Consider the following 17,254-nt stretch of genomic DNA (forward strand, 5'->3'; position numbering starts at 1 on the left):
GTTATCGATAGGTGTTGTAATGACCTCAGTAACTGTATCGCCAAAGTATCAGATTGTAATTCCTAAAGAAATTCGGGAATCTATGGGTATTGTATCTGGACAGAAAGTTCAGATCATGTCCTATCAAGGGCGGATTGAGGTCATTCCTCTTAAGCCTATGAAAGAAATGAAAGGATTTCTGAAAGGCATTGATACCACCGTAGCCAGGGAAGAAGATCGCATATGAATGTCGTTGATTCTTCGGCCTGGTTGTCGTATTTCGCTGGTGACAACAATGCGGTAGTATTTTCCGGGCCAATTGAAGAGATATCGGAATTGCTTGTGCCAAGCATCACTATCACAGAAGTCTTCAAGAATGTTCTGCGCCAACGTGGAGAAGACGCCGCCTTGATTGTCACCGCCCACATGAAGCAAGGCAGGGTGATTCCTCTGGATTCTGAGCTCGCTATGGATGCTGCCAAATTTGGCGTGCTTCACAAGCTACCTTTGGCGGATAGCATAATCTTTGCGACAGCTCAGAAGTATGCTGCAGCGCTCTGGACTCAAGATAATGATTTTGAGGGATTGGAGAGCGTCAGGTACATCTCCAGGAAAAGCACATAACAGTCCCATGCAGTTCGCGCCTTCGGCGCCGGATGCAGCCTGCGGTTGCACCGCTGTTGAAGGGCGTTATGCAGCGTGAGGCTCGCCAGCGGAGATAGCTTTGGCTACATCTTTGGGTGAAGCCCCCAAGGCCAGGAGTGATTTCATGATCAGGTCGATTGAGACGCTAGGGTCGCCAGCTTCCATTTTTGCTATTCGTGACTGGCTGGAGTGAACCATTTTGGCTAATTCAAACTGGCTCAATTTGTTGTCGAGTCTGCGTTGCCGCAGGGTATGGCTCAGGGCAAGCTTCATCTCAATATACGCAGACTCTTCCGGGGTCAGCCCCAGAAATTCATCGGCGCTGCCGACTTTCCATCCGGCTGCCTCTAATTTCGTTCGCTTACTTACTTGCATCGTCATACATCCTGAATCGGGATTTACATACATCAATGGCTTTCTTGGGCGTTGCTTCTGTTTTCTTCACAAACACGTCGGCAATAACTATGGCATCCGGATCAATTCGGTACACTATGCGCCAAATCTTGTCTCTATCCGTAATGCGCAGCTCGTGACAATGGGCGCCGATTGATGGCATTGGTCTTGATTGTGGCAGGGACAAATTCTCCCCGCGCTGCAGGCGCCGCAGCAAGTAGCCTGTTTCCAGTCGGCTGGCTGCTGAGAATGGCGGCGTCTTTACGATTCCATGTAGCCAAACGAGTGGCTTGTCCTTCGGGCTCATGGGGTGTAATGTATGTCAAATATGACATATATGCAAGTGCGCTAGTCCGGGTGCTGCATAACCAGGCCGTTAAGTCACCCTTCGGTCTCGGATGGCAATTGCGTTGCCACCGTTTACGGCGGCGTTAGCCGTACGAAGAGAAGAATAACTATGATTGCCCGCATTTCTACTCGACTGGCATGCTCGGAACGTGATCTTTGGCAGAAGATCATCGAGCCAAGGTCATTGCAGTTCGTGGCGTCACCGCTCGTGAGCTTTGAACCTTTGCAGCAAGGTGCTCTTTCCGGTGAATGGCAAGTCGGGATTCCGTATCCGCTGAAGCTGTACTTTCTTAAAGTTATCCCTCTGGGCCGCCACACAATCCAATTGGTGAGGATAGATAGAGAGACCAACACCATCGTCAGCCAAGAGAGCGGGCGGCTTGCGCGCGTATGGAATCACACCATCTCATTTCGTGAAGTCGCGCAGGATGTCGTGAGCTATACAGATGAAATTGAAATTCAGGCAGGGTGGCTTACCCCAGCCATCTGGCTGTTTTCTCAACTGTTCTACCGGCATCGGCAGCGGCGCTGGAAGGTGCTACTGGGTAAGCAGCAATGAATGACAATGGCTAACAAGGCCAATCACAGCGACAGCTTTTTAGTTACGGCTTCGCCTACACTACAAAGCTGTGCGTATTGGCGGCGTTAGGCAGCATAGGTTAGTGGTTCACTTTTAGGACGGATGCAGTTTTGAAGATTCAATACCTGGAGATCGTTACGAACAATGTGGATTCTGTATGCGCTTCCTATGCTAAAGCAATAGGGGCTCAATTCAGCGCCGGAGAAGAACGTCTTGGCAATGCTCGACTCGCCAAACTCGATGATGGCGCCTTGGTCGGTGTTCGGGCGCCTCTAAGTAGTGATGAAGGCCCGGTGGTCCGCCCCTATTGGCTGGTTGATGACATTGAAGCCGCGGTTAAGGAAGTAGTTGAAGCAGGAGGCGAGATCGCTCACCCTCCCCTGGAGATACCTGGCTTCGGAACTTTCGCCATCTATCTCCAGGGTGGCAACAACCATGGGCTCTGGCAGTTATAGCGACAGCCTGACAATTCAATTAACTGCGCGCCCTTCGGGCGCCAGACACCGGCTACGCCGGTGTCTGGTTATCCTCAGGCGTTATATACCAGAGAGTACGAAATCGACTGCAGAAATTATTTCCGAGCGATAAGAGGATAGATCATAGGCCTGAGCTCCGAGCTGTTTGCGATCCATGCCTGCAATGTCTTGTGTCATTGCAGTAAAGCTCTCGCCGTCGAGAACGAAGGCCGGGTTTAATCTGGTTAGGCTTATTGGTGCGGCAATTTTGGATGGTGTAAGTGGGATGACAATGGTGGTTCTCAGCCCACTTAGTAAGTCACTTTGTATATCCAGCAGGTAAGGATATTGGGCGCGGGTACCAGGATTGGGGTTCTCATATGCACAAAACTGCCCCATCAGAACTTCCTTACGCTGTCGCTGAACGTGCCGTTGGCTTCGACAAACTGGTTGTACGCTTGAATAGCATCGGCGTTCTCGCGCAGCCATTGCGCACGTTGTTCGGTTCGCAGTTGTTCTGCCAAGGCAAGCTCCAGCGTCGCAGAAAGATTAATGTTGAGGCTGCGGGCCTTTTCAAGTAAGTCACTGTTTATACTAACATTAGTTGGTTTTTTAGGGGCTTGGGTATTGTATGTGCAAATCACAGTTGTCGCTCCATATGCTTAATGCGTATAGCATATGCGCATACATGATGCATGGCAAGACATGTAACAATCCGCAGCAATCGCTCCCGTTGGTCGCTGGGACCGCCAAAACGCTGCGCTTATTTGGCCGCCGCTTGTGCGGGGCGTTAGCCTTCCGAGTTACCCATGAATTGTAGACACCCTGTATAGTTAGAAAACCTCTAGAGAGGTGTCCAATATGAGTCGTAAAAGAAGAAGGAAATTTGATGACTGATTACTTTGGTTCTTGTCTGTGTGGCGCTGTGAAATTTGAAGTGCAAGGGGAGTTCGACAGCTTTTACCTTTGTCACTGTCAGCATTGCCAAAAGGATACTGGATCCGCTCACGCGGCAAATTTATTTTCACAATCAGCTGAATTGAGTTGGTTGTCAGGTTCAGATTCTGTGACTACGTTTACGCTACCTGGTACTCGCCACAACAAAAGTTTTTGTAAGTTTTGCGGTTCAGCATTGCCGAGCACTCATGAAGCAGGCCTGCTCGTCATTCCAGCCGGGTGTTTAGACACGGAAGTTTTCATGTCGCCAACAGCTCATATCTTTACATCTAGCAAAGCTGTTTGGGATAGAGAGTTAGGAGCATTGCCAATGTTCAAGGGGTTGCCTGATTGAGATACCATGGCAAAGCCGCCAACTTCACCACACCGGTGTGTGAGGCGTCAGGCAGCACAGGAGAATTACAACATGATACCAATTGAGACCGTCGCAATATTTTCAGCTGCCTCGGTAGCGCTGGCGCTTTCGCCCGGACGCGATAATATTTTTGTGCTGACGCAGTCTGCGTTGTAGGGTCGACATGCGGGTATCCAGGTTACCTTGGGTTTGTGTACAGGATTGGCTCTTCGACTTGCCATAAGTGAACGCCAGGGGTTATCAAGTTGCTGCTTAGAATGGCACTATGTGCCCTTGGTGCCCCGGAGCAAATTTCGCAGCGCTCCAAATGTCCCCTGTTTTTCGACAATGGAGGTAGCATGTCTCATTGCATAGACGGTTTCGTCCACCCTGTTCCCCGCGATCGGCTGGACGACTATAAAAATCTGGTTATGGAAGTTGCAAAGATATGGAAGGAACATGGCGCTCTAGACTATTGGGAATCTGTTGGAGACGATGTGCATTTGGAGGGAACGCGCTCGTTTGCCGATGTCGTTAATGCTAAGGAAAATGAATGTATATTATTCGGTTGGGTCATTTTCGCTTCACGCCAATCACGTGATCTGGTCAACGAAAAAGTGGCAGCAGATCCGAGAATGGCGGAGTTGATGGCTGCAGCGGATGTAGGATTCGACGCAGAACGGATGGCTTATGGTTGTTTTCATGCGTTCGTTCCATAGCTGGAGGCGGAGTAGAACCCAGGGGTCAAGGGTGATGAGAGCCATGGCGTCAAGTCCATTTGACTAAAAGGTTCGCAGGCGTTACAAAGACAAACTGTGTGCGCCAGAACGCGATCCCCTCCGGTCTTGCCCCGGAGGTTCTTGGTTTTGTGCGCCGGGTCTCGTTTCAATGGCCGCTCACTGCAGCTTGGCCGGGCACAGCTCCATTCAGGGAGGTCTAGCAATGGTACAATCAAACCGAACCATGAAAGCGGCGGTCTTTGTGGAGCCCGGACGGATCGTGCTGACAGAAAAACCTGTTCCCAGGGTAGGGCCGCGCGACGCCCTGCTTCGGGTAACGACCACGACAATCTGCGGAACTGATGTCCATATCCTCAAGGGTGAGTATCCGGTTGCACCCGGACTGACTGTCGGTCACGAGCCAGTGGGTGTTATCGAGGAGCTCGGCGATGCGGTGCAGGGTTACGAGGTCGGTCAACGTGTCATTGCTGGCGCTATCACACCATGCGGGCAGTGTTACCCGTGTCTTGGCGGGGCTCAGGCTCAATGCGGTGGCAAGGCTATGGGGGGCTGGCGGCTCGGCAACACTATTGACGGTTGTCAGGCCGAGTATGTTCTGATTCCCGATGCGACGGCGAACCTTGCGCCGATTCCCGATGGCCTGACCGACGAGCAGGTGCTTATGTGCCCAGACATCATGAGCACCGGATTTGGTGGTGCAGAAAGTGGCCGCATCAAGATAGGCGACACGGTTGCCGTGTTCGCGCAGGGGCCAATCGGGCTTTGTGCAACAGTGGGTGCGAAGCTTTCTGGCGCAACGCGAATTCTCACCGTGGATGGCGTGCCGGAGCGACTTGCTATGTCCAGGGCGTTGGGCGCAGACCTTACGATCAATTACACGGAGCGCGATCCGGTCGAGGCGATATTGCAGGCCACTGGCGGGCGGGGCGTGGACGTAGCCATCGAGGCTCTTGGCACGCAGGCGACGTTTGAGAGTTGTTTGCGCGTGCTGCGACCGGGTGGCACGCTTTCCAGTCTGGGAGTCTACTCGGGCAAGCTGACCCTGCCTCTGGACGCCTTTGCCGCCGGGCTTGGCGATCACACCATCGTGACCACGCTGTGTCCCGGCGGCAAGGAGCGGATGCGAAGGCTGATGAACGTGCTGGCTTCTACCCGCGCCGACCTGCGACCACTCGTGACTCACCGGTTCCCGCTGGACAGAATCGAAGAAGCGTATGAGCTGTTCGCAAACCAGCGCGATGGTGTGCTCAAGATTGCTATCACCCCATGACCAATACGCTTACATAAGCTTGCTTGGGTATTATCTCCAGCAGGCAATTGGAATGGAGTATAGAGTTTGGACGCGTTTTCTTTGCGAGTGGCTCATTCTGATGAATTGCAGGCACTTGTTGCAATCGACGACGCGGCGAGTGAGATCTATGCGACAGCAGGACTCAAACTTGACCTGGGCAACGATCATCCTTTTGTTGCAGCCGAGAAACTCAGGTGGGCTCGCGCGATCAAACAAGGGCTCGCGCAGCTAGCAGTCAATCAACAGGGTGTGCCCATCGGATTTGCTACGCTCGGCTTCCTTGACCAAGAGCCTTACCTGGACCAGATAGCTGTACTGCCCGGTTATATGCGACGTGGCGTTGGCACTATGCTGCTGGGGCGCGCAATCGCATGGAGTGGCGAGCGACCTCTCTGGCTGACAACCTATGCGCATTTCCCCTGGAACAGACCTTACTATGAGCGACATGGTTTTGTTATGGTTCAGGATCGTGAGTGTGGAAGCGAACTTTTCGTGGTCTTGCAGGAACAGCGGGCAGCCCTTCCCGATCCGGACAAGCGAATAGCCATGGTCAGGCGTCGACAGTCTTGAGTGAATAGGCAGGGGGTTCACGGTGTTTGAGCGCAGCCCATCATGAATGAACAGACAGTAGTCGGAATCTGAAATGACTGACTTTCTTCGTACGCCCGATGAAAACTTTGCCGGACTCGCTGACTTTGCTTTTCAGCCTCGGTATCACCACTGGAAGGATTTGCGCCAGCACTATGTTGACGAGGGTCCCCGGGATGGGCCGGTCATGTTGTTGCTGCATGGCATGCCAACCTGGTCCTATCTGTACCGGGACATGATCCCTGTGCTGGTAAAGGCTGGCTATCGCTGCATAGCGCCAGACCACATGGGTTTTGGCCGATCAGACAAGCCCACGGATATTCACTGGTATTCCATAGCGCGTCATACCGAGATCCTGACCAGTCTGATCACAACCCTGGACCTGCACAGGATCACGCTGGTTTGCCAGGACTGGGGCGGCCCGACAGGTTTGGCACAGGTAGCCATAATGCCCGAACGCTTTGAGCGGCTGTTAATCATGAACACGTGGTTGCATCACCCTGAATTTGAATACTCTGAGGGTATCCGCAAGTGGTTTGGCCATTGGAAAGCGGGTGGCCTGTTTGACCGGCCGTGTCCTGATGTGGCGCTTTTGCTGCTGCTGAGCGGCGGGCTGGCGTCGCGCGACGTTATTTTGCCTGCACTGATTGAAGGAAAAAATCCGGGCTTCACCGGCAAGGCTGAAGAAATTTACCGGGGGTTTTCTGCGCCTTATCGGGGTATGCCTGACACGGCGTTTAACGGCTATCGTCAATTTCCCTTATCAATACCTGCGACAGATTACGATAGCGGCAATGGGGCGGCTCAGACTCACCATTATCGTTGCCTGCTGGATTTGCAGCTGCCTGCGCATTTCATCTGGGGCTGCACGGATGACGTTTTCACCGAGGACTGGGGGCGTACCTGGGCCGGGCGTATGAAAGCGACCTTTGATCCACTGGCTGATGCCGGTCATTTTCCACAGAACACGCACGGCCAAACGATCTGCAAGGTCTTGTTGGAAAGAATTGCCGCTGAGCGTTTTTAACTACCACCTTACCAGGAGCTTTTATGTCTTCAGATAATACATTCCTTCAGATGTTCTCTACGCTCTCAGAGTCGGGGGAGCTGCGCCTTGAACTGATGGAAAAACCCGTCCCCGTACCGGAGGATAACCAGGTGCTGGTCAGAATAGAAGCAACACCCATCAATCCGTCTGACCAGGGCGTCATGTTTGGCTGGTCGGACGTGGGTGCGGGCAGGTCTTCGGGCGACGGGGCAGATCGCACTTTTACAGCGCCTGTCTCAGAGCAGGGTATGCGAGCGATGAAAGCGCGCGTGGGTCAGCCACTGGCCGTGGGTAATGAAGGGGCCGGCACCGTGGTTGCGACGGGCAATTCGGAGCTGGCCAGAAGTCTGGCTGGCAAAGTGGTTGCCGTGATGGGTGGCAGTATGTATGCGCAATACCGTTGTGTGGATGCGTCCGCCTGCCTGCCGTTACTGGACGGGCATACGGCCAGGGATGGGGCATCCTGTTTCGTGAATCCGCTGACCGCGCTGTCCATGATAGAAACGATGAACATGGAGGGGCACACTGCCCTGATTCACACGGCGGCGGCCTCTAATCTGGGGCAGATGCTGGTGCGTATCTGCCAGGCCGATGGTGTGCAGCTGGTCAATATTGTCCGCAAGCAGGAGCAGGCCGACTTGCTGCTGAAGATGGGTGCCAAATACGTCATCAACAGCGGCTCGGAGAATTTTATGGCTGAGTTGACTGATGCCATTGAGGCCACGGGGGCCACGCTGGCTTTTGATGCCACTGGCGGCGGCATGCTGGCATCGAACATTCTGACATGCATGGAGGCAGCTGCGGCGCGTATCCCGGGTGCGTACAGCATTTATGGTTCGGTTAAACACAAGCAGGTCTACCTGTATGGCAATCTGGATACCTCAGCCACGGTGTTGCAACGTGCTTACGGCATGGCCTGGGGTGTCGGCGGCTGGTTGCTGCCCAACTTTCTGGCAAAGGCCGGCCCTGAGGTGAGCGCCCGTCTGCGCGCCCGCGTCGCCAATGAGCTGAAAACAACATTTGCCAGCCACTACACCAATGAAATTTCACTTTCTGAAGCTCTGGACGCGGATACTGTGCGACAATACTATGCCAAACATACGGGTGAGAAATATTTGATTTGTCCACAGAAGTAAACAGGCGGCTTATGTCAGATCCCGATGAATCCAGTACCGCAAGCTCAGTAGATATCCATGCGATCTGTCCCAAGCTGATTAACCTGATTATGGACACGGTTTTTGTGGTCGACGGGTCTGGGGTGATCCTGTTTGTCAATGACGCCTGCGAGACACTGCTGGGTTATGCCAAGGATGAGCTGATCGGGACACCCATCCGACAATACGTCTACCCGGGTGATCTGGACTCGACGATGCAGGCCGCTCAACGGGTGATCAGCGGCCAGCCTCATATCCATTTTGAGAACCGGTACCTGCGAAAAGATGGCAGCATCGTCAATATTCTGTGGTCTGCGCGCTGGGATGATGAGCAACAGGTGCGCATTGGTGTGGCCCGGGATATCACCGCGTTGAAGCAGGCCGAAGAAGAGTTGCGATTTCTGGCGCACCACGATCCGTTGACCGGCCTGACCAATAGGCACCTGTTTAATGATCGCCTTGAGACAGCGTTGCGCGCGGCCGAGCGAGAGCATCGCCCGCTTGCTTTGTTGTACCTTGATCTGAATGACTTCAAACGTATCAATGATGGCTGGGGTCACGAGGCGGGCGATTATGTAATCAAGGACATTGCCCGCCGACTTGAAAGCGGATTGCGAAAGTCGGATACCATCGGTCGCATTGGCGGCGATGAGTTTACCATTTTGCTGACGGACGTTTCAGAACCCTCTTCGGTCGACGCTTCGATGGTGAAAATACGCCGAATTCTGGAAGTGCCAATTGAATACAAGGGCGAGCATTTTCGTGTTGGCTGCAGTATCGGCGTTGCGCGCTACCCGGAGGATGGTGATACCGCCAGGCAGCTTCTGAATACGGCAGACTCCCGAATGTATGCAGATAAACGCAAGGTCGAATGATGAGCTCCACCGCGTATCTGGTCATCGTAAATCAGAATAATCTAATGGATTGTAATCCATGGCCACTGAAATTCATCCCCTGACAGTAGAGCTGATTCCGGCGTTGGCCGCTCATTTCGGTCGTCACCGGAATGAGTCCGGAGTCAATGACATACATTTTATGCCTTTCTTGCCAGACGATCCGCAAGGGCCGCGTGGCGCATCTGTTGACTGCGCATTTCTGCCGCTGGACAAGTGCGGTTGGCAGCGTTGGTTTTGTGCGCAGGATATGTCCACGGGTAATATTGTGGGACACGTGGATCTTAAAAGCGATCCGTTGCAATCCAGTATGCACTGGTGCCAACTGGGAATCGGTATAGAGGGCGCCTATCGTGGCCAGGGCCTGGGTGAGCGTCTGATGAGCCGAGCCATTGATTTTGCCCGCCATCATGAAGAGCTGGAATGGATTGAGCTACGTGTGTTTGCGAATAACACGCCTGCCGTGTCCCTGTATCAGAAACTTGGCTTTAAAACGGTTGGAGTGCTGCGGGATCGCTTCCGGCTGCGTGGCCAGAGCATAGATGATATTGTGATGGTTTTAAGCATTGGAAAAACTGTATGAAAAACTGGTTGACGGTTGCTTTGGCCCTGTTGCTGAATGCCTGTCTCGGCGCACCCGATGGCGTGGCGCCGGTGAAGGGATTTGAACTTAACCGGTATCTGGGAACCTGGTATGAAATCGCCCGGCTGGACCATTCCTTTGAGCGGGGGCTGGAGCGCGTTACTGCTAATTATACGATGCGTGACGATGGTGGTGTGCGGGTACTTAATCGGGGGTTTTCTGTTTCTGATCAGGCCTGGGAAGAAGCCGTCGGCAAAGCGTATTTCGTTGAGGATGATAACACGGGGTATCTGAAGGTTTCGTTCTTCGGCCCCTTTTATGGGTCATATGTCATTTTTGAGCTTGAACAAGACAACTATGACTATGCGTTTATCTCTGGCCCGGATACCTCTTATTTGTGGTTGCTGGCGCGCACACCAGAGGTGGCGCCTGAAGTGATTGAACAGTTTGAGCGGCAGGCCGGCCGCCTGGGTTTCGATGTCGATAGTCTGATTTATGTGGAACATGCGGACTGACCATGCTGCTGAGCAATCAAACAGAATTAAATGACGATGTGCTGCGTGTTATTGCTCATATGCCTACGCGCAGCCTGTCGGTGCTGATGGACAAGACGTTCGCAGCACGTTTGAGCGATGCGGACTTTATGCGAATTGCTGTGCTGCTGGCGGAAAAAAGCCTTGATGAAGGCGGTTGCCCGATCGGCGCCGTCATCATTGACAATACCAGTCGTCAGATTGTTGGCAAGGGACACAATACGCTGGTGCAGGAAAACCACCCCTATAATCATGGTGAAACCTCAGCTATTCGCGATGCGGGACGCATCGATTTCAGCAAGACGACGCTGTTTACGTCATTGAGCCCCTGTCAGGTGTGTGCCACGTTGTTGTATATGCGCGGTTTTTCCCGTGTGGTGGTGGGGGATGTGACCAACGCGTCGGGCACAGAATCGCTGTTGCAAAGCAAAGGTGTGCCGGTGCAAATCCTGGAGGATCAGCAGGGCATTAAACGGTATGCCCGCTTCCGAAAAGACAATCCTGATCTGGATCTGGAAGACTGGCGCGGCCTTAGCGCCGCACGCAAGTAATATTCTTTAGTTTATTCTGGAACAACTCATCGGTTTTGACGGTCTGAATTAAAGATAGCGGTTAATTCATGCAAGATCAGGAGGTGCAGCATGCGCGCGCATACTGATGTATCGATCGATTCCGGACCGCACTTCGAAATCAGAAATATTTCTCTGATTGACCTTCGGGAGTCCATGCGCCGGGGGTTGGACGATTTTTTCGCCCGCCCTACTCACGGTATTTTTATCACATTGATCTACGCCTTGGTGGCGGTGTTTGCCGCGCTGATCGGTCTGGGGGAGAATCCCCTGCCGCTGGTGTTTCCGTTGATATCAGGTATAGCCTTGATCGGACCACTGGCCGCCTGTGGCCTCTATGAACTGAGCCGGCGTCGTGAAGCCGGACTTGATTACGCCTGGTGGTATGTCTTTGATGTGTTCAGATCGCCGTCTCGAGGCGCCATTGCCTTGATGGGGCTGGTGCTTGCTGTGCTATTCATGACGTGGATGATGACGGCGCAGGCGCTTTATGGAGCCTATTTTGGTGCTGAGCAGCCGGAAAACATGCTGGCTCTGCTTCAGCAGGTCATGACAACGTCGGCGGGCTGGCAGCTGATGATGAGCGGCCTCTTCATCGGTTTTTTATACAGCGTGATTGTGTTTGTAACCACAGTGGTGTCCCTGCCCCTGTTGATTCATCACAAAGTCGGCTTGCCGCACGCGGTGGGTGTGTCGATAGCCGTGGTGCTGAAAAACTGGAAGACCATGGCCGCCTGGTACCTGCTGGTGATTGCCATGGTGGCGTTGGCGGCTGTGCCCCTGTTCATTGGGCTGGCGATAGTGGTGCCGGTGCTTGGTCACGCGACCTGGCATCTGTACCGGCGTAGCTGTCGGCGCTGTGACTCAGGGCTTGAGCAGTAACGGGACGAGGTCAGGGTCGCCATCGTTGACTGCAGGTGTCAGTTTTAGAATATTGGCCATGACATTGTAGAGGTCAATCATTCTGATGCTCTCGATTTTGGTTTGAGACCGGAATGCCGGGCCGTGTGCGATGAACAGGCCCTGCATGTCCGGTGCGCTATTGTCGTAGCCGTGACCGCCGCGGATACGGTTCAGGGAGGCTTCGCGCTCGAACCCTTCCAGCCAACTGCGTCGCAGCATGGCCCAGCCCGGCTCGGCCAGAACCAGAATCGGGGCAATACGCTCATGGCCGCTGAAGTGGAAGCGCGCCGGCAGGGTATCGGCACTATACACGCTCGCCTGCACTGGCAGGTTCTGGCGCAATTGCGAGAGTAATTGTTCACTATTGCCTTGTGCCGGGAAAATGCTGACCAGCTCGCGTGAATAAAGAATCTGCTCGGCCAGCGTGGTGTCAAAGGCTTCATCGATGATGATGTGCTGATTAAGATCCACTGCCGCCATGCCGTGATCAGATGTGATCATCAGATTGACCTGATTCAAAAGACGGCGTTCCTCCAGCTCTGCCACCAGATAGCCTATCTCGCCGTCTACATGCGCCAACGCCTGGCGCACCTCCTCTGATTCCGGACCAAAATTATGCCCTGCGGTGTCTACATCGCTGAAATACAGGGTGATCATCTGTGGTCTTTCTGCGGCCGGTTTAGCCAGCCAGTCCAGTACCGTATTCACACGCTGCCGGTTACTGATGCTTTCATCGTAGGTAAACCAGTAACTGGGGCTGATTCCCTGCACAGCAGCTTCTGAGCCAGGAAAGAAGAATGTGGCGCTCACCAGCCCCTGTTTGATGGCGGTGACCCAGATGGGCTCGCCGCCCCACCAATAAGGATTTTGCACCTGCTCACGGTTGCCCAGACTGAAGCGCAGTCCAGTTGGCGGATCATACATATTGTTGTCAACAATGCCGTGTTTTGCCGGATACAGGCCGGTTACCAATGAATAGTGGTTGGTAAATGTTTTAGTAGGGAAAACGGGTTGTAGATGACGCGCCTGCAAGCCGACGGCCGCCAGCCGCCGAAGTGTGGGCGCGTGATGTAAATCCAGGTAGTCGTGCCGGGCTCCGTCAATGGAGATCAGAATGATAGTGTCGTCCAATGGCTCAGGTGCTTGCGCGGTGACAAACGGAGTCAGCACAAGCAGCAGAGTGCTCAGGAGCAGAGAGAAAAATGTGTGAGGCCTATTCATGCGCATTTAATAACACGCCTGTATGACAAAATCATGTAAGGTCTCGCTCACAGTAAAGCGGTGCGTTCCCGATCAGTCATGAACGGCACTGCTTGCCCTGACAAATGGCCGTAAATGACGGCATACACCAGCACGTTCTGAACATAACCCCGAGTTTCCGCGAAAGGAATGGTTTCTATCCATACGTCGACAGGCAGAGGCTTGTCACGTGAGCGCAACAGCCATTGGTTGATGCGGTTGGGGCCTGCATTGTAGGCTGCCGTGGCGAGGATACGGTTGCCGTCAAACTCTTCCAGCAGGCTGGCCAGATAGTGGCTGCCCAGCGTCACGTTTATGTCGGGGTTGTACAGGTCCTGATTGCTGATGCGCAGTCCCAGTCCCTGTGCGACCTCGCGCGCGGTCGCAGGCATCAGCTGCATAAGGCCCCGGGCGCCGGCGGGGGAGCGCACATCATGCATAAAGGCACTCTCTTGGCGCGTTACCGCATAGAGCAGCGGTGCCGGCACATCGAGCTGGCTGGCAGCGGAGCTGAAAAGGTCACCATGTGCCAAAGGGAATCGCAGGCTCAGGTCATCCCAATACTGCAGTCGGATCATGGCCTGAATAGATTGGCGGTGCCAGCCCCAGTTGTTGGCAAGTCGGCCACTGGCTGCAATCTGACCAGGCGTCATGTTGCGGTTGGCGTGTTGCCACTCATTGCGAGCATTGAGTTCGTCACCCAGATGATAAAGTTCGTGCGCGCGCACAACCGCGGGCAAATTGTACAGAGCGTCAAGATCGGCGGCGTTCACATCGACGGGTCTGTCTACGATGGCATAGGGCTGATTAAGCCGCTGCGCGGCGGAAAAACCGTAAAAACTGCGATTACCGGCGATAGATCGGTAGATGGCCAGCGCCCGCTCGGCGGCCTGTTCGCCCCGGGCCTGCTCCAGGCTGCGGGCATGCCAGTATTGCCAACGTTCGGACTGGCGGTCCTGCTCTGGCAATTTCTGCAACAGTTGCTGTAGGCGCGGCCAGTCCAGGTCGCGCAGGGCGTCTCGTAACAGCCAGCTCACCAGGGTTTCGGTAGCCAGCTCCGGGGTGTTGCGCAGCAGAGTCTCGGTTTCTTCATCAAAGCCCTGCAGGAGCAGGCGCATTGCGATATAGCGCTGGGCATCGAGCATCTGCTGGTCACTGAAATTGTGACGATCATTGTGGGCGTGCAGCATCAACATCGCCTGCGGGGCGTCAATATTGGCCAGTCGCCGGACGCCGTGCAGGACGATGTCCGGGACTTCGGGTTCATTGGTGACGTAATTGTCCAGGTTACGCAATCGTTCAGGCTGGCTGTCGGTCTGCAGGTAGAGCTGCGCAAGCTGCTGTTCTCGTTCCGGCAACAGTCCGGCAATATAACGGGCAAGCGAGCGGTTGCCGGCCTGCAGGTTGTTGCTGAAGCGCTGCCAGGCAATGTCTGCGCTCAGGTGTCCGGCGGCCATCCAGGCTTCAAAAACCGGATCGCATTCATTGGGCTGCGAACGGGTGACGTTCCATAAGGTAGTCACTTCGGTCAGACGTTCCGTGTCACCGATATTCAGCCAGGCCTGATGCGCCTGGCAGCTCAGTGTGGTGTAGGTGTTGTCAGGGTTGAAGTAGACGGCCACATCCTGCCAGCGCTCCTCTTTGGCCAGTGTGGCCACCCATTCGCGTTCCAGCCGTTCAGCCAGATAAGAGCCAGAGTAGCTCTCCAGAAAGCGATCGACATCCGCATATGGCAGGTCGGCCAGTTGACGTTGAATTGATGCGTAATCCAGGTACTGAAGCAGTGGATAAGCGATCAACTGCCCTCTGAGTGTCTGAAATTGTTGTTGTTGGCCTCGTTCCAGAGCCTCCCTGGCTTGCAGATAGAGTTCGCGCTGCGCAGAAATATTGGTGCCGTAGTGCGGCGCCTGAGCGTGCAGATACGTTAGCGGAGCCAGTTGCAGCATGGCAAAGGCTGTCGCCACAAGGAGTGGTTGTCGAAGATGATCGGCGAGATAACGACACAGGCTGGGCATGGCTCTAGTCTCGATCAAGCTGAACAGGCTGTCAATTGTCGGCCGATGTCATAAAGCTGATATATTTTCCGCATGGGTTTTTGGTGATAATGTCGCGTTAATCGATTCAACAGGATTTTCTGTGCCAATCCAGGGACCGTCTGATACGACAACAATCATTGCCATTGCCGGGGCGTCCGCCTCGGGAAAAAGTCTGTTGGCATCTTCAATTTATCAGCAATTAGCACCAAAGCTGGGTAGTCAGCAGCTGGCGGTCATTGCCGAGGATGCCTATTACCGGGATCAGAGCCATCTGCCTATGGAGCAGCGGGTGCTGACCGACTACGATCAGCCTTCTGCATTTGAACACGACCTGTTGGTTGAGCATCTTGCGGTGCTCAAATCAGGCGGCTCAGTTGAGGTGCCTCAGTACGATTTTCGCCGACATACACGACGTAGCAAGGCTTTATCGATTGTCAGCCCTCGTGTGGTGATGGTCGAGGGCATCCTGTTATTGAGTGTGCCGGCGTTGCGTGATTGTTTTGATGTGCGCATCTTTGTTGATACGCCGCTGGACCTGTGTCTGTTGCGACGGATACGCCGCGATACGGAGGAGCGTGGTCGCAGCCTGCATTCTGTCATTGAGCAGTATGAGCGCACTGTGCGACCGGCCTATCATCAGCATATTGCGCCCGCCCGTCAGCACGCGGATCTGGTGGTGACCGAAGGTGGACAGAACACAGTGGCGATCGATTTGATCACCACTAAAATCCGGCAACTCATTGAATGCTGACGATTCGGAGAGAACTATGACAGGCATAGTGGGCATTGTGGCCCTTTTGTTGATTGCCTATACGGTCTCGGGTAACCGTCGCGCAATCAACTGGCGAACGGTCGGTGGTGCCTTTGCCATTCAGTTGGCGATTGGTGCCTTTGTCATCTATGTGCCATTCGGACAGTCAGTTCTGTATCAGGTCACACAAGTCGTCGCCAATGTGATCAGCTATGCCAATGACGGTATCGTTTTTGTTTTTGGCGAGATCGGTAACTTTTCTCAGGGATTCATATTTGCTGTACATGTGCTGACGGTGATCGTGTTTTTCTCGTCACTCATTGCTGTTTTGTATCATGTCGGCATCATGGTCTGGGCCATTCGCGTGATTGGCGGGGCGCTGCAGCGACTGCTGGGCACCAGCCGGCCGGAATCAATGTCGGCTGCGGCCAACATTTTTGTGGGCCAGACGGAAGCGCCGCTGGTGGTGAAGCCGTTTATCGCCACCATGACCCGCTCTGAGTTATTTGCTGTCATGGTCGGCGGACTGGCGTCGGTGGCCGGTTCGGTGCTGGCTGGTTATGCAGGCCTTGGCGTAGAGCTGAAATACTTGATTGCCGCCAGTTTTATGGCAGCGCCGGGTGGATTTTTGATGGCGAAAATGATGTTGCCGGAGACCGAGGCGCCCAAAAATGACCTGACCGAGATTGTCTCACCGGAACGTCATACCAATATTATCGATGCGGCAGCGGCTGGCGCTTCCAGCGGCATGAAGCTGGCACTGAACGTCGGTGCTATGATACTGGCCTTTGTGGGATTGATTGCACTGCTGAACGGGCTGCTGGGCTGGTTGGGCGGCATGGTTGGCCTGCAGGGTCTGACCTTGCAGGCCATATTTGGCTACCTGTTGCAGCCGCTGGCATTTCTGCTGGGGGTAAGCTGGAGCGAGGCTCAGTTGGCCGGCAGTTTCATTGGTCAGAAGCTGGTCATCAACGAGTTTGTCGCCTATCTGGAGTTTGTGCAGGTTCAGGACCAGCTCAGTGAGCAGACCCGCCTGATAGTGACCATCGCCTTGTGTGGCTTCGCCAACTTTTCGTCAATTGCGATCCTGCTGGGAGGGCTTGGCGGGATGGCGCCCGGGCGCCGCAGTGATATCGCTGAACTTGGTCTGAGAGCACTGCTGGCTGCGACGCTGGCCAATCTGATGAGCGCCGCGATTGCCGGTGTGTTCTTTTCGTTAACCTGAGAGCAGTTGT

General features: G+C 54.2%; 23 protein-coding genes. 17 read left to right on the forward strand and 6 right to left on the reverse strand.

Annotated features, from left to right (window positions below; genetic code table 11):
• Nucleotides 1-19: 19 nt before the first annotated feature.
• Nucleotides 20-226, forward strand: a complete 207-nt coding sequence (locus tag PS2015_RS01280) for an AbrB/MazE/SpoVT family DNA-binding domain-containing protein (RefSeq protein WP_058020466.1) — start codon at nt 20-22, stop codon at nt 224-226.
• The gene (locus tag PS2015_RS01285; protein WP_058020467.1) at nt 223-603 is read left to right on the forward strand and encodes a type II toxin-antitoxin system VapC family toxin; all 381 of its coding nucleotides are present in this window, start codon (nt 223-225) and stop codon (nt 601-603) included. Before PS2015_RS01280 ends, PS2015_RS01285 begins: the two co-directional genes overlap by 4 nt.
• Before the next feature lie 66 nt (nt 604-669).
• Here PS2015_RS01285 and PS2015_RS01290 read toward each other — a convergent pair whose 3' ends face one another.
• Both PS2015_RS01290 and PS2015_RS15980 read right to left on the reverse strand, forming a co-directional pair.
• A complete protein-coding gene (locus PS2015_RS01290; protein WP_058020468.1) occupies nt 670-999 on the reverse strand; it encodes a helix-turn-helix transcriptional regulator in 330 nt (109 codons plus the stop codon).
• Nucleotides 986-1,324 (reverse strand): type II toxin-antitoxin system RelE/ParE family toxin, encoded by a 339-nt coding sequence (locus PS2015_RS15980; protein ID WP_082627888.1) that lies wholly within the window; start codon nt 1,322-1,324, stop codon nt 986-988. Before PS2015_RS15980 ends, PS2015_RS01290 begins: the two co-directional genes overlap by 14 nt.
• A 150-nt stretch (nt 1,325-1,474) precedes the next feature.
• Here PS2015_RS15980 and PS2015_RS01295 point away from each other — a divergent pair, with 150 nt between their 5' ends.
• A complete protein-coding gene (locus PS2015_RS01295; protein ID WP_058020469.1) occupies nt 1,475-1,924 on the forward strand; it encodes an Rv1443c family protein in 450 nt (149 codons plus the stop codon).
• Nucleotides 1,925-2,055: 131 nt separating this feature from the next.
• Nucleotides 2,056-2,400, forward strand: a complete 345-nt coding sequence (locus PS2015_RS01300) for a VOC family protein (RefSeq protein ID WP_058020470.1) — start codon at nt 2,056-2,058, stop codon at nt 2,398-2,400.
• A gap of 81 nt (nt 2,401-2,481) precedes the next feature.
• Here the strand turns inward: PS2015_RS01300 and PS2015_RS01305 are convergent, their stop codons facing one another.
• Nucleotides 2,482-2,799 (reverse strand): CcdB family protein, encoded by a 318-nt coding sequence (locus tag PS2015_RS01305; protein ID WP_058020471.1) that lies wholly within the window; start codon nt 2,797-2,799, stop codon nt 2,482-2,484.
• On the reverse strand, nt 2,799-3,044 hold the full coding sequence (locus PS2015_RS01310) for a type II toxin-antitoxin system CcdA family antitoxin (protein ID WP_058020472.1): 246 nt from the start codon (nt 3,042-3,044) through the stop codon (nt 2,799-2,801). Before PS2015_RS01310 ends, PS2015_RS01305 begins: the two co-directional genes overlap by 1 nt.
• A 245-nt stretch (nt 3,045-3,289) precedes the next feature.
• On the opposite strand from PS2015_RS01310, the gene PS2015_RS15385 reads away from it, so the two are divergent.
• The 11 genes from PS2015_RS15385 to PS2015_RS01360 all read left to right on the forward strand — a co-directional run bounded on the left by PS2015_RS15385 (nt 3,290) and on the right by PS2015_RS01360 (nt 11,972).
• Nucleotides 3,290-3,691, forward strand: coding sequence for a GFA family protein (locus tag PS2015_RS15385; RefSeq protein ID WP_082627889.1), 402 nt, complete (start codon nt 3,290-3,292; stop codon nt 3,689-3,691).
• Between the two features lie 359 nt (nt 3,692-4,050).
• On the forward strand, nt 4,051-4,410 hold the full coding sequence (locus PS2015_RS01315; protein ID WP_169792253.1) for a DUF1428 domain-containing protein: 360 nt from the start codon (nt 4,051-4,053) through the stop codon (nt 4,408-4,410).
• Nucleotides 4,411-4,633: 223 nt separating this feature from the next.
• Nucleotides 4,634-5,701 (forward strand): NAD(P)-dependent alcohol dehydrogenase, encoded by a 1,068-nt coding sequence (locus PS2015_RS01320; RefSeq protein ID WP_058023081.1) that lies wholly within the window; start codon nt 4,634-4,636, stop codon nt 5,699-5,701.
• A 66-nt stretch (nt 5,702-5,767) separates the two neighbouring features.
• A complete protein-coding gene (locus tag PS2015_RS01325; protein ID WP_058020474.1) occupies nt 5,768-6,292 on the forward strand; it encodes a GNAT family N-acetyltransferase in 525 nt (174 codons plus the stop codon).
• 73 nt (nt 6,293-6,365) lie between these two features.
• A complete protein-coding gene (locus tag PS2015_RS01330) occupies nt 6,366-7,337 on the forward strand; it encodes an alpha/beta fold hydrolase (RefSeq protein ID WP_058020475.1) in 972 nt (323 codons plus the stop codon).
• Between the two features lie 23 nt (nt 7,338-7,360).
• Nucleotides 7,361-8,494, forward strand: coding sequence for a zinc-binding dehydrogenase (locus PS2015_RS01335; RefSeq protein WP_058020476.1), 1,134 nt, complete (start codon nt 7,361-7,363; stop codon nt 8,492-8,494).
• An 11-nt stretch (nt 8,495-8,505) separates the two neighbouring features.
• Nucleotides 8,506-9,387 (forward strand): diguanylate cyclase domain-containing protein, encoded by an 882-nt coding sequence (locus PS2015_RS01340; protein ID WP_058020477.1) that lies wholly within the window; start codon nt 8,506-8,508, stop codon nt 9,385-9,387.
• 58 nt (nt 9,388-9,445) lie between these two features.
• Nucleotides 9,446-9,988 (forward strand): GNAT family N-acetyltransferase, encoded by a 543-nt coding sequence (locus tag PS2015_RS01345; RefSeq protein WP_058020478.1) that lies wholly within the window; start codon nt 9,446-9,448, stop codon nt 9,986-9,988.
• Entirely contained in the window at nt 9,985-10,503 is a 519-nt protein-coding gene (locus PS2015_RS01350; protein ID WP_058020479.1) for a lipocalin family protein, read from the forward strand. Before PS2015_RS01345 ends, PS2015_RS01350 begins: the two co-directional genes overlap by 4 nt.
• Nucleotides 10,504-10,505: 2 nt before the next feature.
• Nucleotides 10,506-11,072 (forward strand): nucleoside deaminase, encoded by a 567-nt coding sequence (locus PS2015_RS01355; RefSeq protein WP_058020480.1) that lies wholly within the window; start codon nt 10,506-10,508, stop codon nt 11,070-11,072.
• Nucleotides 11,073-11,162: 90 nt separating this feature from the next.
• Nucleotides 11,163-11,972 carry a DUF2189 domain-containing protein gene (locus tag PS2015_RS01360; RefSeq protein ID WP_058020481.1) on the forward strand — a complete coding sequence of 270 codons (810 nt, stop codon included), beginning with the start codon at nt 11,163-11,165 and terminating at the stop codon, nt 11,970-11,972.
• Here the strand turns inward: PS2015_RS01360 and PS2015_RS01365 are convergent.
• Nucleotides 11,955-13,220: an alkaline phosphatase family protein gene (locus PS2015_RS01365; RefSeq protein ID WP_082627890.1), complete on the reverse strand. Its 1,266-nt coding sequence runs from the start codon at nt 13,218-13,220 to the stop codon at nt 11,955-11,957. The two genes, PS2015_RS01360 and PS2015_RS01365, sit on opposite strands and share 18 nt — an antisense overlap.
• Before the next feature lie 41 nt (nt 13,221-13,261).
• The gene (locus PS2015_RS01370; RefSeq protein ID WP_058020482.1) at nt 13,262-15,247 is read right to left on the reverse strand and encodes a transglycosylase SLT domain-containing protein; all 1,986 of its coding nucleotides are present in this window, start codon (nt 15,245-15,247) and stop codon (nt 13,262-13,264) included.
• Between the two features lie 121 nt (nt 15,248-15,368).
• Between PS2015_RS01370 and udk the strand changes: the two genes are divergently transcribed.
• Nucleotides 15,369-16,019 (forward strand): uridine kinase, encoded by a 651-nt coding sequence (udk, locus tag PS2015_RS01375; protein ID WP_237113349.1) that lies wholly within the window; start codon nt 15,369-15,371, stop codon nt 16,017-16,019.
• A 16-nt stretch (nt 16,020-16,035) separates the two neighbouring features.
• Nucleotides 16,036-17,244 carry a NupC/NupG family nucleoside CNT transporter gene (locus PS2015_RS01380; RefSeq protein ID WP_058020483.1) on the forward strand — a complete coding sequence of 403 codons (1,209 nt, stop codon included), beginning with the start codon at nt 16,036-16,038 and terminating at the stop codon, nt 17,242-17,244.
• The last annotated feature ends 10 nt before the right edge of the window (nt 17,245-17,254 follow it).

Origin of the sequence: Pseudohongiella spirulinae, from assembly GCF_001444425.1 — a bacterium.
GTDB lineage: Bacteria > Pseudomonadota > Gammaproteobacteria > Pseudomonadales > Pseudohongiellaceae > Pseudohongiella > Pseudohongiella spirulinae.